The sequence below is a fragment of the Flavobacterium ginsenosidimutans genome (assembly GCF_003254625.1).
GTDB classification, from domain to species: Bacteria; Bacteroidota; Bacteroidia; order Flavobacteriales; family Flavobacteriaceae; genus Flavobacterium; species Flavobacterium ginsenosidimutans.
The window spans coordinates 238,686-252,913 of sequence record NZ_QJRJ01000080.1 but is presented as its reverse complement, the minus strand read 5'-3'; the positions used below and the strand labels follow the sequence as shown (position 1 = coordinate 252,913).

Genomic DNA, 14,228 nt, shown 5'->3' with positions numbered 1-14,228 from the left:
ATCGCTAAATTGTTTTTTTGGATACTTTTAAATAATTAAGACATTGCGAAATATATTTTGGATGCAGAAAATCACTTGATTTTATTTCAAGTATAATTTTATCAAACAAAACAAAATCAGCATAAAATTTGTGATCTAAAATTATGTCTTTATAATTTACTAAATATTCTTTTTCTCTTTCAAATGGAATATTTGCTTTCTTGAATTCGTATTCTAAAGCATCTTTATATACAATTTCAGAAAAGCCTCCACCTAAATTTCTATGAACATCAAATAAAATTCCGATTATTTGATAACTTTCCTCTTGATACAATATTTTTGTCATGATCTAAATTTTTTTCCGCCACGAATTCACGAATTTTTCTAATTAATTTTTTAAAAAGTTAATTCGTGAATTTGTGGCTATTATTTAGAATACAACTTTCAATTTTTGTATTGAAAATGTTTTTGGAATTTTATGGGTGCAAATTTACAACATAGAAAATGCCTTTTATAATCTACAGCCTAATTTTTTGAGTAAATTCACAATTTTTCAATTCAATTTTATGAAAATAAAAAACAGTGGAAGTAAATTGCATGAATTAATACAAATCGAACGTTCAGATTTTAAAAATTAAGTCGTGAATTTCGACATGATTTAAATTTTTCCGCCACGAATTCACGAATTAATTTTAATTGATTTAAAAAAAAATAGGATAGTGAATTACACAAATTCATTCGAAATTTTGCTCAAAGATTTTAAAAAATAAATTCGTGAATTCGTGGCGAAAAAAAATATGGCTCCATAAAACAAATCAATTGCGATAATCTGTTTTTAGAAATTCAATTTGTATTTTTGAATCATAGAAAAATGCACACATGAAAATTGTTATATCTCCAGCGAAATCACTGAATTTTGAAAAAGAATTACCAACATCTCAATATACTGAACCTTCATTCTTAAAAGAAGCGAGAGTAGTTCATAAAGTGGTTAAACAAAAAAAGCCTTCTGAATTATCAGAATTAATGTCAATTTCAGACAAGCTAGCCGATTTAAACTGGAAAAGAAATCAGGATTGGAAAACGCCTTTTACGCCAGAAAATGCGCGTCCGGCAGTTTATACTTTCGATGGTGATGTTTATACAGGATTAGATGCTTATACAATTCCGTTAGAAAAATTAGATGTTTTACAAGATAAATTAAGAATCTTATCTGGACTTTATGGACTTTTAAAACCATTAGATTTAATGCAGGCTTACCGTTTAGAAATGGGAACTAAAATGCCAGTTGCCGAATTTAAAAACCTTCACGAATTCTGGAAGCCTACAGTTACTAAAGCTTTAAATAAAGAATTGAAAAAAGACGAATTATTTGTAAATTTAGCGAGTAACGAATATTTTTCGGCTGTTGATGTAAAAGCTTTAAAAGTTTCTGTAATTACTCCAGATTTTAAAGATTATAAAGATGGAAAACTAAAAATGATCAGTTTCTTTGCAAAAAAGGCGAGAGGTATGATGGTGCGTTATATTATTGATACGAACGCAGAAACTATTGATGATTTGAAAGGTTTTAATTACGAAGGATATCAGTTTGATGCGAATCTTTCTAAAGGCAATCATTTAGTTTTTACAAGATGATTTTTTAAAGATTCTAAGGTTCTAAGTTGCTAAGATTCTAAGTTTTTTTACCGCAAAGACACAAAGTTTTACGCAAAGTTTATAAACTGAATACTGCCACTGGGAACTGCGACTATTATAAAAAACAACGCCGAATTCAACTAAGAATTCGGCGTTTATGCGTATTATAAATCTATTATTAATGCATTGCGTCGGCTGCACTAATTTTGTTCTTCCCTTTTTTAATAAAGAGAATAATTGGTATGCAACATAAAAACATTATTCCTAGATAGAGGAAAATATCCATATAAGCCATTACAGTACTTTGTTTCATTACTGAATATTCTATAGCTTGATATGCTTTTTTCAAAGCAACATCTGCGCTATATCCTTTTGCCATGAAAGCGTGCTGCATTCCTGCAATTCGCTGCTGCACGTCAAATTTGGCAGGATCTAGGTTATTAATTAAATCTACTCTATGAGATTGGCTGAAACGTGTGATGAAAGTTGTAATGATCGCGATACCAAAAGATCCGCCTAACTGACGCATCATTCCAGTAAATGCTGCCCCTTCACCAATTTGCTTACCTTTTAAAGTAGAAAGAGAAAGTGTTGTAATAGGAACGAAAAGCAATCCTAAACCAATACCTCTTAAAATTAAAGGCCAATACATATGTTCAACTCCAGTGTCTGGTGTCATTCGGCTGTACATCATAAAGGTAAAGAAGAAGAAAATTAAAAATCCTACTCCAACCATATACCCTTGAGGAACACCTTTCTGAATCATATTCCCAACAAATGGCATCATGATCGCCGTTGTAATAGATCCTGGAATCAATAATAAACCTGCATCAGTTGCTGTCCATCCTAAAATAGATTGCGTGTAAATTGGGATAATCAATGTTGAACCATATAGACCAAAACCAAGAATAAAACACATTATGGTTCCAATTCTTAAGTTTCCATCTTTTAGAACACTTAAGTTTACGATTGGGTGTTTATAAGTAAGCTCTCTCCAGATAAATAAAACCAATCCTAAAACTGTTACAACACTTAAGGTTACGATTAAAGAATCATTAAACCAGTCGTCTTGCTGTCCGTGTTCTAGCACGAATTGTAAAGAACCAATAAAGGCACTTAACAAGATAATTCCCCACCAGTCAACCTGATTTGCTTTCAATTTTTCTCCATATTTAGGACTTCTTACGAATGTTAAAGCCAAAATAGTTGCAATAATTCCCAACGGAATATTGATATAGAAAATATAAGGCCAAGAATAATTATCTACTAAATATCCTCCCAAAGGCGGTCCAAGAGTTGGCCCTACAATTACACCCATTCCGTAAATCGCTTGCGCCATTCCACGTTTTGCTACAGGGTAACTTTCTGTAATAATTGTTTGGGCTGTTACTAGAAGTGCTCCACCACCCATACCTTGTACGAATCGGAAGGCTACAAGTTCCCATATATTGGAGGCATTACCACACAAGAAGGAACAGACTGTAAATATTATGATTGAAGCCACAAAATAATTACGTCTACCAAATTGCTGCGATAGCCAGCTCGTCATCGGAATTACAATAACATTCGCAATTGCGTATGCTGTAATAACCCACGCCACATCGGTCAAGGTAGCACCAAGACTTCCGCGCATGTCTGTTAGAGCTACGTTTACAATCGTTGTATCAACAATTTCCAGCAATGCACAAAGTACAGCTGTAATTGTAATAATCACTCGTCGGTAACCGTATTCTACTAAATCGTCGTCTGCTTGTATTGCTGCTGCCATTTATTTATTTTAAATGTACGTCTACATCAACGTTCATACCTGGGCGTAATAATTTTACTTTTTCAGGATCGTTTGATTGATCGATACTAATTTTTACTGGTAATCTCTGAATTGTTTTTACGAAGTTTCCTGTTGCGTTATCAGGAGGTAACAATGAAAAACGAGATCCTGTTGCAGGAGAAAATGATGTTACAGTTCCTTTGAATTCGTAGTTTGGATATGCATCAACTTTTAAGCTTACTTTTTGCCCAATCACCATTTTGTTCAATTGCGTTTCTTTAAAGTTAGCTACAACCCAAGCCTCACTGTTATTGATGATGTAGAATAAAGATTGTCCTGGCTGAACTAATTGCCCTGGCTGAATATCAACTTTAGAAACTTGACCATCAATTGCAGCAGTAACTACAGTATATGAAAGGTTTAAATGCGCAACATCTAGCATTGTTCTTGCTTTTTTGATGTTAGCAGCAGCAACTTCTGTTTGTTTATCAGAAACTTTAGATTTTGACTGAATAACAGATTTTTGATAAGTAGTAGCTTTTTGTTGTTGTTCTAAAACTCGTACTTGGTTTTCAGCTTCTTCCTTTGCTGTCAAAGCTTGCTCATATTGTTGTTTTGTAATTGTATGAGTTTTGTACAAGTTATTGTAACGGTTATAATCGTTTGTAAGCTGTCTCAATCTAATTTTAGCGCTTTCGATAGAACCGCTTGCAGATCTCATTTGAGCATCTGAAACAGAAATACTTGCATAAGCGCTTCCAATATCAGCTTTTGCAGCTTCGTATTGACCTTCAGCTCCTAATAATGCAGCGTTTGCTTCATCGATTTTTAATTGGTAATCTCTCTTATCGATTGTAAACAAAGTATCTCCTTTTTTTACATAATCATTATCCTTCACATATACTTTGCTGATATATCCTGAAACTCTCGGGATAATCGGATTCATTTTTTTCTCGATTTGAGCATCATCTGTTTCTTCGTGAGCTTGGCCGTGTAAATATTTTGATATTCCGTAAGTTCCTCCCAATAAAACCATTACGGTTAATATGATGATGAATTTTTTATTTGTCTTTTTCTTTTCCATGAGAGCTATCGATTATATTTTAGAAAGATTGAATGATTGTGATAATTGTCCTGATACTGAAAGTAATTCGTAGTATTTTTGAATAATTGTTGCTTTAGATAAAGCAGTTTGAATTTTGGCATTTAAATGTTCTACATCGGCTTCTACCAAATCATTAGTATCAGATAAACCATTGTCAAATTTATCTTTCACTAATCTGTAATTTTCTGCAGCTTGCTGAAGCGCTTCATCATAAACAACACTTTGATTGATTGCTAAGTCGTAATCTTCAATAGATTTTTGAACTTCAACTTTAATACGATCAGTCATAATGGCTTCTGTATTTTTTACTTCTAAAGCTCTGCTTTCTGCCTCTTTCACGTGTACATTGTTTTTTAGAATTCCTGACAAATCATAAGAAAGTCCGATTCCAAAATTCATAGCATATTTTACAGTTATGATATCTTTAAGATCCAACGCTGTATAACCACCAAGTAATGAGATTGCTGGATAATATCCGGCTTTTGCAATTTTTACATTAGCTTCAGAAGCTTTGCTTTGCAATCTTATTGCTTCTAAATCTTTTCTGCTCTCAAGTGCAACAGCATCAGATGTTATAGTATTGCTTGTTTTAAGATTAAAGAAATCCTCTTCATTTACCTGAATTTTTACATTAGGATCTAATTTAAGCAATGTAGTTAGGTAGTAATTGATGTTATTAATATTATTATTAGCTTCATCAATAGATAATTGCGTTTTAGAAACTAATAATTGCGCTTTTAATAAATCATTTCTCGGAATAATTCCGTTTTTCTCCAACTCTGTAAAATCGGTAACACGTTGCTTAGCGCTTTTTTGATTTTCGTTTAAAACATCTAATGTTTTTTGAGCTTTGTACAGTGCTGTGTAATAAGTGATTGCTTTTAAAGCAACATCTTCTTTGGTTTTAGCAGCATTAGCAGTTTCTGCTTCGTACATTCCTTCATACGCATCTATGCTACTTTGAATTTTAAATCCAGCAAAAATAGGAAGGCTTAAGTTCGCCATTCCAAGCATTGCTCTGTCTGGAGAAGCTAATGAAGCACTTTCACCTTGATTTGGCAAATCAATTGATGCTTTTGTTAGACGCTGATATTGACCTGAAATTTTAAGATCTGGGTACTGATTGTTTTTTACGGTTTTTAATTCGTACATTTTTGTGTTTACCTTAGTATTGGCAAGCGTAACTTCGTTACTCTTTTCCCAAGCCATTTGTACGGCCTCGCCCAAGGTTAAACTTGTTTTTTCTTGTGCTTCTATTGAAGATATTCCGATAAAGAAAACTCCAAAGAGCATTAATTGACTAATTTTCATAAACAAGTAGCGCTTTTATAGTTTGTTGAATGTGCTTTGTAAGATCATTTTTAATGTAATTGTTAAACATTTCTTCTGTTTTTAAATCCAGTAATTCTTCGAAGAAAGAGCGATTCATGTGAAAGTGAAAAAAGGTTCCAATAATTGTTGGTGTAATCAGTTGAATATTAATATCTTTTCTGAAAACGCCTTGAGCTTGTCCCTGTTTAATAATACTTTCAACAGATTTTAAGTTTCCTTTTTTAAGTTCTGTAAAAGCATTAAGGCTTTTCTCTCTTTTTTTACTGTTAAGTTCAAAATGTAAAACCCTGTAAATCCCCTTGTTAAGACAAATTCTGTTAATGTAAATTTCGATTAATTTATTGACTTTTTCAAGCGGTTCAAGATTTTCCTGTAATAAATTTTCGAGTTGCAACTTTAAATCAACAGTTTTGTAGAGAATTAGAGCTTCCAAAAGCCTTTCTTTTGAACCAAAATAATACGAGACCATGGCAATGTTAATTTTTGCCTCTTTAGAGATATCCCGTATCGATGTACCCTCAAATCCTTTCTCAGAAAATAGCTTTTCTGCAACTTCAAGAATCTGAATTTTTTTATCGTTTAATTCGATGTTTGACATGATAGTGTTTCTAATCGGATGCAAAATTAAACAGTTGTTTAATTTAAACGCTTGTTTAATTTTATTTTAACATAATATTAACATAAAACGGTTTCGATAATTTGGAGCAAAAAAAAGCTGAAACACTTGGTATTTCAGCTTTTCAAGTCTGTTTTGTCATTCCGACGAAAGAGGAATCTTCACAAGTAACTCCGTAATCAAAAGTTTTAATCTTTGTCAATTTTTTTTAATATTGCTTTTAATTTTTATCACATACCCATTTTTCATTTCTGTAAATGTAAATTTTTAATGGACTTGAAAGACAGCTAAAAAAAGCCACCTTAGCATCTACTAATGCAATTCTACCTTCTTCGTGTAAAATTGGTTTTGTAAAGCTTAAAACTCCATTAGGACATTTTTTTATAAGTTCACGACTATGATCTTTAATTATATTCGAAATAGTTATAGAATCTCGCTTAATAATTTTTATGTTTTTATGTTTTAAAAAAACAGTATCTAGGATAAAACTTTTAGAAATGTTTTCCAAAGTATCTAATTGTTCCTTGTTTCTTAAATGCAGTTTTTTTACTATTTCTTTCCTAATATCGAATCTAGGATTTTCTGCCATGCTTGTTTTAATCATTGTCATATCTGATATTTCCATAACACAATTACAAGATTCATTTATAAGGACTTGCTGAATTAATTCGTTTGCCTTTTGATTATAAGTTAATTTCGAGTAATCAGATTTTTTTTGACAACTTGAGATAATAAAAAGTAAAGCTAATACGAACTGAATTTTTTTCATGTGTTATTCTGAAATAATAGTTATTGCTTAAATATATGCATTAATATCATCGCATAAAAAAACGACACTTAAAAAATAAATGTCGTTTTGTGTTTTATGAATTTTATAATCTATCGAATCTCTCCAACAAATTCAGCAATTTTTCCGCTTCCGTTTTCGCTTAAATGTTTAATAAAAGCACTTCCTATAATTGCACCTTTCGCATATTTAGTGGCTTGGTTGAAAGTTTCTTTATTTGAAATTCCGAAACCAACAATTTGAGGATTTTTTAAATTTAGATTTGAAATTCTTTCAAAATACGTTTCCTGAACATCTCCAAAACCACTTTGTGATCCTGTAACACTCGCAGAACTTACCATATAAATAAATCCGTTTGAAACGCTGTCGATAAAACGAATACGCTCATCTGAAGTTTGAGGCGTAATTAGGAATACATTAATTAAACCGTATTTTTCAAAAATGGCTTTGTATTCATCAGCATAAACATCAACCGGAAGATCTGGGATGATTAGACCGTCAATACCAATTTCAGCACATTTTTTGCAGAAAGCTTCAACTCCGTATTGTAACATCGGATTAAAATATCCCATAATAATCAACGGAATTTTTACGCTTTCGCGAATGTTCTTCAGCTGATCAAAAAGAATTTGAGTTGTCATTCCGTTATGAAGCGCTTGTGTAGAACTCGCCTGAATTGTTGGTCCGTCTGCCAAAGGATCGCTAAAAGGAAGACCAATTTCAATTAAATCAACTCCATTTTTTTCTAAATCCTGAATCATCTGCACAGTATCATTTAAATTAGGATATCCGGCAGAAAAATAAATAGAAAGTATCTTTTTATCTTCTTGTAACTTTTGAGTTATTCTGTTCATTTTAATATTTTTTATCCCAACAAGTTTTCAAAACTGTTAGGTGTTTTTTTACTTTAATTAATTGATAATTTTACTCGTCCAATCATCACCTTTTTTTTCAACAAGCAATAATCCAGAATCTGAATCATTCATTTGGGCAACTAATTCTCCTTTGTTATTCCAAAAAGCACTTTGACCAGCTGACGGCGATCCCCAAGATTCTCCGCTGAAATTCGACATTAAAACATTCATTCTATGTTTTTCAGCATAATTTTGTAAATCTCTGTACGCATTCGGAATTCCATTTGGTGAAAAGAAAATGCTGGCAATATAAACATCAGTGTCTCTTTTCTTCGCATTTTCAGGATGCAGCGGATTATCAATATCGGCGCAAATCGCAAAAGAAATATTTTGATCTTTTATAGTAATCATCGGATTATGATCCAACGAAGATTGAAAAAAATCATCTTCTCCTTCATGCAAAAACTGTTTCGTATAAATAGAAACTGAATCATCTGGAGCTATAATAAATTCGCCAATAAACATTTTCGAATCTATCAAAATTGGCGCTCCAGCAATAATGACCATATTGTTTCTAACCGATAATTCTTTTAAATGATCGATTCGATAATCATCTTCTGTAAAAATTAATGCTTCTGCATTTTCTCTTTCATATCCAGTAATCGATAGTTCTGGAAAAGCAATCAAATTGGCGCCATTTTGAGCCGCCAAGTCAATAAGATGATAATGATTCAGTAAATTAGCAGATATATCTCCGCGTTTTGGTTTTGTTTGCGCCGCAGCTAAAATCATTTTTTGAATGTTAATTTTCGATATAAATCCAAGCAGTTTCTCCCGACTGTAATGTCACTTGAACTCTTCTGTAAGCATTAGATTCGAACAGGTCTACTTTTGCTAAATCGGCATTAGAAATCGTGAAAATTACACCGTGTATAATATCTGTTGGATTTTCGCTGGCTACTGCTACAACATAATCGGCCATTCCAAACTCTTCTTCAATTTTTAAACTTTTGAGTTTATAGCCTAATACTTGATCTGCAGTACCAGTTAATACTCTATTAAAAATTTGTCTTTGAATTTCTTTTGATCGTAATGTTCCGTATGAGAATAACTTTTCCATAATTACTATTTTCTCGTTATTTGGTTATTTTGAATAAAAACTTAATTCATTAAAGTAAATTATCCAAAAGTATAACTTTTATTACAATTTAAAATATTCAATATAATTATCTAAATCTTTATCTCCACGTCCAGAAAGACTGATTACTACAACATCTGTAGGCTTAAATTTCTTTTGATCCAGAACCGCAAAAGCGTGTGCACTTTCAATTGCTGGAATAATTCCTTCTAATTTTGTTAATTGAAGACCAGCGTTCATAGCATCATCATCGGTTACAGAGAAAAATTCTCCACGTCCAGTTTGAGCTAAATGCGCGTGTAAAGGCCCAACTCCAGGATAATCCAAACCTGCAGAAATAGAATAAGGTTCTGTAATTTGTCCGTCTGGGGTTTGCATTAAAAGTGTTTTACAACCATGAATAACACCAACTTTCCCTAATTTACTAGTTGCAGCGCTATGTCCACTGTCAACACCTTTTCCAGCAGCTTCAACCGCGATAATTCCAACTTCTGGTTCGTGTAAAAAGTGATAATAAGTTCCAGCAGCATTACTTCCTCCGCCAATACAAGCTACTACATAATCAGGATTCTCACGACCTTCTTTTTCTTTTAACTGCCATTTGATTTCCTCAGAAATAATGCTTTGGAAACGTGTCACCATATCTGGGTAAGGATGTGGTCCAATTGCAGATCCGATTATATAATGTGTGTCAACTGGGTTATTAATCCAATCACGAATTGCCTCATTTGTAGCATCTTTTAAAGTTCTTGAACCCGAAAGTGCAGGACGAACTTCTGCGCCTAACATTTTCATACGTGCCACGTTTGGTGCCTGACGCGCAATGTCGATTTCACCCATGTAAACGATGCATTCAATTCCCATTAATGCACAAACTGTTGCTGTTGCTACACCGTGTTGTCCAGCTCCAGTTTCGGCAATAATTCTTTTTTTACCTAAACGTTTTGCAAGTAAGATTTGTCCAATTGTGTTGTTAACTTTGTGTGCTCCCGTATGGTTTAAGTCTTCTCTTTTTAGATAAACTTTGGTATTGTATTTCTCAGATAAACGTTTTGCAAAATACAACGGACTAGGGCGTCCAACGTAATCTTTCAGCAATTGGTTGAACTCGGCTTTAAAATCTGGTTCATCCATTATGCTTAAATACTTCTGACGTAGTTCTTCTACATTTGGATATAACATTTCTGGAATATAAGCACCGCCAAATTCTCCGTAATATCCTTTTTCGTTAACGTTAAAACTCATTTTGTTTAAATTTTAAAAGTTGGCAACATCAAATTTTCGCTTGAAATTGCTTAATAGATTTTTATTTTTAAGCCCTGGTTCGATTTCAAATTTACTATTTACATCAACAGCGTAAATCGGTAATTTGGTTTTTGAAATTTCTTCAATGGCTTTTAATTCGTTCATTCCAATACCGCCGCTCAAAAAGAAAGGCTTTTTCGAATTGTATTTTTTTAATATGCTCCAGTCGAAAGTTGTTCCGTTTCCGCCTGGAAGTTTTCCTTTTGTGTCAAACAGAAAATAATCGCAGACATTTTCAAAAGGTTTTATAATTTCAAAATCAAAATTTTCATCGGCCGAAAAGACTTTGATAATTTCAATTTTCTTTGGAAGTTTTTCTTTTAATGCTGAACAAAATTCAACAGATTCTTCTCCGTGTAATTGAACTGCTTGTAAATTGTATTTTTCTACTTTTTCTAGAATTTCTTCCTGACTTTGATTGACAAAAACGCCTACTTTTTTGATTGTTTTTATCAATTCGGGAACATTCCCATTGCAATATCTAGCAGACTTTTCCCAGAAAATAAATCCCATATAATCGGGTAGGAGCGCGCCTACTTCGAGGATATTTTCTGGGTATTTCATGCCGCATATTTTGAGTTTCATTTTTTTTGATGCTTTAAGCAGTAGGCAATAAGCTTTAAGCTCTTTGCTTTGTGCTGATTTTTTTATTTAACTTTTGCTAAAAGCTTATTGCCTATAGCTTACGGCTTACAGCTGACTTATAAAGTCAATCGCCGCTTTTCCTGCGTTATCAGTTTTCATGAAGTTTTCTCCAATTAGGAAACCTTTGTATCCGTAAGGTTTAAGTTCTTGAATGGCTTCAATTGATGAAATACCGCTTTCAGAAACTTTTACAAAATCATTCGGAATTTGAGATGCCAATTCTTTACTGAAATCTAAACTTACTTCGAATGTTTTTAGGTTTCTGTTGTTTACACCAATCATGTCTAAAGTCGGCATAATAGATTTTTCTAATTCTTCTTGATTGTGAACTTCCAGTAAAACTTCTAAGCCTAAATTTTTAGCAAATTGAGATAATGATTTGATTTCTTCACGCGTTAAAACGGCTGCGATTAATAAAATTAAATCGGCTCCGTGAGCTTTTGCTTCTAAAATTTGATATTCGTCTACAATAAATTCTTTTCGTAAAAGCGGAATATTTACTGAAGCTCTTGCTAAAAGTAAATCGTCTAAAGATCCGCCGAAATATTTTCCATCGGTTAAAACAGAGATTCCGCAAGCACCTGCATTTTCGTAACCTTTTACTACTTCTTCAACTGTAAAATTATTGTTGATGATTGATTTTGAAGGTGAACGGCGTTTGTGTTCTGCAATAATTCCAGAATTACTTTCTTTTAATTTCTGACTAAGAGAAATGGTCTGTTTTCCAAAAAATACAGAAGCTTCCAACTGAGAAACCGGAATAATCGATTTCTTCAAAATCACTTCTCTTTTTTTGTCTATTATTATTTTATCTAAAATGTTCATTTTTTTAAGGTGCTAAGATTCTAAGATACTGAGATACTAAGCTTTTTTTAAAGTGATAATTGTTGTAATTTTTGTAAAGCTTTTAATCCTTTTCCAGATAGCAAGCTTTCTTTTGCTAATTCAAAACCTTCTTTTGGAGAACATTTTGTAACGGTTGAAATTGCCATTGCAGCATTGGCACAAACCACATTATTTTGAGCTTCGTTTCCTCTTCCAGAAATGATATTCGTAAAAATTTCAGCAGATTCTTCAATTGTTTTTCCACCTTCAATTTCTGTTTGAGATAAAAGACGAACGCCAAAATCTTCTGGATTCAGCATTCCTTCCATGTGATTAGAAATCGTTTTGGTTGGTCCAGTTAACGAAATTTCATCATATCCGTCAAGTGAATGTAAGATCGTGAAATTGGTATCGGTATTTTGATATAAATACGCATACATTCTCGCCAGTTCTAAGTTGAAAACTCCAACCAATTGATTTTGTGGAAATGCTGGATTAACCATTGGTCCCAACATATTAAAGAATGTTTTTACTGCCAATTCTTTTCTAATTGGTCCAACATTTTTCATTGCTGGGTGAAATAGGGGAGCGTGCAAAACGCAGATTCCAGCTTGATCGATACATTTTTCTAAAAATGAAGGATCGTTGCTGAATTTAATTCCCATTTTCTCCATTACGTTGCTTGATCCAGAAATGGATGAAACCCCGTAATTTCCATGTTTTGCCACTTTTATTCCTGCTCCAGCAGATACAAAAGAAGCTAAAGTCGAAATGTTGAAAGTGTCCTTTCCGTCACCGCCAGTTCCGCATAAATCGATCGTATTGTAAGCTGATAAATCAACTCGAATACATAATTCTAACAAAGCTTCGCGAAAGCCAGAAAGTTCATCAATAGTAATGCTTCGCATCATAAAAACAGTCAAAAATGCCGAAATCTGACTTGGATTATATTGACCGCTTGAAATATTAATCAATACGTTTTTTGCTTCTTCTTTAGTAAGAACTTCGTGGTTGATTAATTTGTTTAATATAGTTTTCATTTATTTTTAAAGTTGCTAAGGTTCTAAGATGCTGAGATTCTAAGTTTTTTGTTTCATGTTTTCTGTGACTGAAAACTGAGACTGCGACTAAAAATTAACTTTTAATCCAATTCTCTAAAATCCTTTTGCCATTTGGTGTTAATACACTTTCGGGGTGGAACTGAACGCCTCTCACATCATAACTTTTGTGTCTTAAAGACATAATTTGACCATTTTCGTCAACAGAAGTTGCTTCTAAATCTTCTGGTAAATTACTGTCTACAACCCAAGAATGGTATCTTCCAACTTCAAATTCGTTTCCTAAACCTTCAAACAAAATTTCATCCGAAACTACTGTTTTTACATTTGTTGCAACGCCGTGATAGACTTTATCAAGGTTTGAAAGCGTTCCTCCAAAAACTTCTCCAATTGCTTGTTGTCCTAAACAAACTCCAAGAATACTTTTCGTTGGGCTGTATTTTTCGATTACTGCTTTTAATAAACCTGCTTCATCTGGAATTCCTGGTCCTGGCGAAAGTAAAATTTTCTCGAAAGATGCAATTTCATCAATATCAAATTCGTCGTTTCTGTAAACAGTAACTTCGCAGTTTAAATCTTCTAGATAGTGCACTAAATTGTAAGTGAAACTATCGTAATTGTCTATAACTAAAATCTTTTTCATTTTTTTAAGGTGCTAAGTTGCTAAGATTCTAAGGCTTTAAGTCTTTACTGAAAACTGAGACTGAGACTGGCAACTAATTTTTTATTATTTCTCTCGAACGTATTTTTCAATAATAATTCGATCTATTCCTAATTTTTCTACTTTTTCTATTCCTTTTTGAATTAAAGTGTCGTTTTGAACTTTCACTACAAATTCAAATTTGTTCTCTTCCCAATCGCGGTTGTTGAAATACTCTAAATTTTCTGTGTAAATACTGTCTTTCAAAGTATATTTTCCGCCTCCGCCAAAGAACAATGCTGTTGTTGAATCTTTTCCGTTTTTTAAATCATGATTAAAAAAAGCAAAGTGTGTATCGTTTATAATTTTAATCATTTTTGTTTTTCTATTGAAAGTTGAAAAGGTCGAATCTTTTTCAGTGGTTTCAGCTGATATAAGACGCCAGGTTCCTTCAATTGGATTCTGCTTTTTCTCTGAATTACAAGAAGTCATAATAATGATTAAAACTAAAATTAATACTGCTTTTTTCATATTTTGT

At 32.7% G+C, this 14,228-nt stretch carries 16 protein-coding genes; 1 reads left to right on the top strand and 15 read right to left on the bottom strand.

All coding sequences use genetic code 11. The features are described 5' to 3' along the window. Positions 1-4 precede the first annotated feature (4 nt). The gene (locus tag DM444_RS17385; protein WP_317048486.1) at positions 5-325 is read right to left on the bottom strand and encodes a GxxExxY protein; all 321 of its coding nucleotides are present in this window, start codon (positions 323-325) and stop codon (positions 5-7) included. Positions 326-858: 533 nt separating this feature from the next. Between DM444_RS17385 and yaaA the strand changes: the two genes are divergently transcribed. Further along, positions 859-1,617: a peroxide stress protein YaaA gene (yaaA, locus tag DM444_RS17380; protein ID WP_111288936.1), complete on the top strand. Its 759-nt coding sequence runs from the start codon at positions 859-861 to the stop codon at positions 1,615-1,617. A 178-nt stretch (positions 1,618-1,795) separates the two neighbouring features. On the opposite strand, the gene DM444_RS17375 is transcribed toward yaaA, so the two are convergent. The 14 genes from DM444_RS17375 to DM444_RS17310 all read right to left on the bottom strand — a co-directional run bounded on the left by DM444_RS17375 (position 1,796) and on the right by DM444_RS17310 (position 14,221). Then, positions 1,796-3,385 (bottom strand): MDR family MFS transporter, encoded by a 1,590-nt coding sequence (locus DM444_RS17375; RefSeq protein WP_111288934.1) that lies wholly within the window; start codon positions 3,383-3,385, stop codon positions 1,796-1,798. A gap of 4 nt (positions 3,386-3,389) precedes the next feature. Further along, positions 3,390-4,469, bottom strand: a complete 1,080-nt coding sequence (locus DM444_RS17370; RefSeq protein ID WP_111288932.1) for an HlyD family secretion protein — start codon at positions 4,467-4,469, stop codon at positions 3,390-3,392. Between the two features lie 12 nt (positions 4,470-4,481). Beyond that, the gene (locus DM444_RS17365; protein WP_111288930.1) at positions 4,482-5,801 is read right to left on the bottom strand and encodes a TolC family protein; all 1,320 of its coding nucleotides are present in this window, start codon (positions 5,799-5,801) and stop codon (positions 4,482-4,484) included. Then, a complete protein-coding gene (locus tag DM444_RS17360) occupies positions 5,791-6,420 on the bottom strand; it encodes a TetR/AcrR family transcriptional regulator (protein ID WP_111288928.1) in 630 nt (209 codons plus the stop codon). Before DM444_RS17360 ends, DM444_RS17365 begins: the two co-directional genes overlap by 11 nt. A 238-nt stretch (positions 6,421-6,658) precedes the next feature. Further along, positions 6,659-7,207 carry a hypothetical protein gene (locus tag DM444_RS17355; RefSeq protein ID WP_111288926.1) on the bottom strand — a complete coding sequence of 183 codons (549 nt, stop codon included), beginning with the start codon at positions 7,205-7,207 and terminating at the stop codon, positions 6,659-6,661. A 110-nt stretch (positions 7,208-7,317) separates the two neighbouring features. After that, positions 7,318-8,079: a tryptophan synthase subunit alpha gene (gene trpA, locus DM444_RS17350; protein WP_111288924.1), complete on the bottom strand. Its 762-nt coding sequence runs from the start codon at positions 8,077-8,079 to the stop codon at positions 7,318-7,320. Between the two features lie 57 nt (positions 8,080-8,136). Further along, complete coding sequence (locus DM444_RS17345) at positions 8,137-8,871, bottom strand: carbon-nitrogen hydrolase family protein (protein ID WP_111288922.1); 735 nt, start codon at positions 8,869-8,871, stop codon at positions 8,137-8,139. Between the two features lie 10 nt (positions 8,872-8,881). After that, the gene (locus DM444_RS17340; protein ID WP_111288920.1) at positions 8,882-9,199 is read right to left on the bottom strand and encodes a gamma-glutamylcyclotransferase family protein; all 318 of its coding nucleotides are present in this window, start codon (positions 9,197-9,199) and stop codon (positions 8,882-8,884) included. A gap of 81 nt (positions 9,200-9,280) precedes the next feature. Beyond that, positions 9,281-10,462: a tryptophan synthase subunit beta gene (gene trpB / locus DM444_RS17335; protein ID WP_111288918.1), complete on the bottom strand. Its 1,182-nt coding sequence runs from the start codon at positions 10,460-10,462 to the stop codon at positions 9,281-9,283. A gap of 12 nt (positions 10,463-10,474) precedes the next feature. Then, the gene (locus tag DM444_RS17330; RefSeq protein ID WP_111288916.1) at positions 10,475-11,107 is read right to left on the bottom strand and encodes a phosphoribosylanthranilate isomerase; all 633 of its coding nucleotides are present in this window, start codon (positions 11,105-11,107) and stop codon (positions 10,475-10,477) included. A gap of 105 nt (positions 11,108-11,212) precedes the next feature. Next, entirely contained in the window at positions 11,213-11,992 is a 780-nt protein-coding gene (gene trpC, locus DM444_RS17325) for an indole-3-glycerol phosphate synthase TrpC (RefSeq protein WP_111288914.1), read from the bottom strand. Positions 11,993-12,039: 47 nt separating this feature from the next. After that, positions 12,040-13,032 (bottom strand): anthranilate phosphoribosyltransferase, encoded by a 993-nt coding sequence (gene trpD, locus DM444_RS17320; RefSeq protein WP_111288912.1) that lies wholly within the window; start codon positions 13,030-13,032, stop codon positions 12,040-12,042. A gap of 94 nt (positions 13,033-13,126) precedes the next feature. Further along, a complete protein-coding gene (locus DM444_RS17315; protein ID WP_111288910.1) occupies positions 13,127-13,693 on the bottom strand; it encodes an anthranilate synthase component II in 567 nt (188 codons plus the stop codon). 84 nt (positions 13,694-13,777) lie between these two features. Then, on the bottom strand, positions 13,778-14,221 hold the full coding sequence (locus DM444_RS17310) for a hypothetical protein (RefSeq protein WP_111288908.1): 444 nt from the start codon (positions 14,219-14,221) through the stop codon (positions 13,778-13,780). Positions 14,222-14,228 lie beyond the last annotated feature (7 nt).

Bases quoted from the DNA above. Each gene is read 5' to 3' on its own strand.
- DM444_RS17375 (WP_111288934.1), bottom strand. From the start codon at position 3,385: ATGGCAGCAGCAATACAAGCAGACGACGATTTAGTAGAATACGGTTAC.
- DM444_RS17370 (WP_111288932.1), bottom strand. From the start codon at position 4,469: ATGGAAAAGAAAAAGACAAATAAAAAATTCATCATCATATTAACCGTA.
- trpB (WP_111288918.1), bottom strand. From the start codon at position 10,462: ATGAGTTTTAACGTTAACGAAAAAGGATATTACGGAGAATTTGGCGGT.
- DM444_RS17355 (WP_111288926.1), bottom strand. From the start codon at position 7,207: ATGAAAAAAATTCAGTTCGTATTAGCTTTACTTTTTATTATCTCAAGT.
- trpD (WP_111288912.1), bottom strand. From the start codon at position 13,032: ATGAAAACTATATTAAACAAATTAATCAACCACGAAGTTCTTACTAAA.
- DM444_RS17385 (WP_317048486.1), bottom strand. From the start codon at position 325: ATGACAAAAATATTGTATCAAGAGGAAAGTTATCAAATAATCGGAATT.
- trpC (WP_111288914.1), bottom strand. From the start codon at position 11,992: ATGAACATTTTAGATAAAATAATAATAGACAAAAAAAGAGAAGTGATT.
- yaaA (WP_111288936.1), top strand. From the start codon at position 859: ATGAAAATTGTTATATCTCCAGCGAAATCACTGAATTTTGAAAAAGAA.
- DM444_RS17310 (WP_111288908.1), bottom strand. From the start codon at position 14,221: ATGAAAAAAGCAGTATTAATTTTAGTTTTAATCATTATTATGACTTCT.
- DM444_RS17365 (WP_111288930.1), bottom strand. From the start codon at position 5,801: ATGAAAATTAGTCAATTAATGCTCTTTGGAGTTTTCTTTATCGGAATA.
- DM444_RS17345 (WP_111288922.1), bottom strand. From the start codon at position 8,871: ATGATTTTAGCTGCGGCGCAAACAAAACCAAAACGCGGAGATATATCT.
- DM444_RS17340 (WP_111288920.1), bottom strand. From the start codon at position 9,199: ATGGAAAAGTTATTCTCATACGGAACATTACGATCAAAAGAAATTCAA.
- DM444_RS17330 (WP_111288916.1), bottom strand. From the start codon at position 11,107: ATGAAACTCAAAATATGCGGCATGAAATACCCAGAAAATATCCTCGAA.
- trpA (WP_111288924.1), bottom strand. From the start codon at position 8,079: ATGAACAGAATAACTCAAAAGTTACAAGAAGATAAAAAGATACTTTCT.
- DM444_RS17360 (WP_111288928.1), bottom strand. From the start codon at position 6,420: ATGTCAAACATCGAATTAAACGATAAAAAAATTCAGATTCTTGAAGTT.
- DM444_RS17315 (WP_111288910.1), bottom strand. From the start codon at position 13,693: ATGAAAAAGATTTTAGTTATAGACAATTACGATAGTTTCACTTACAAT.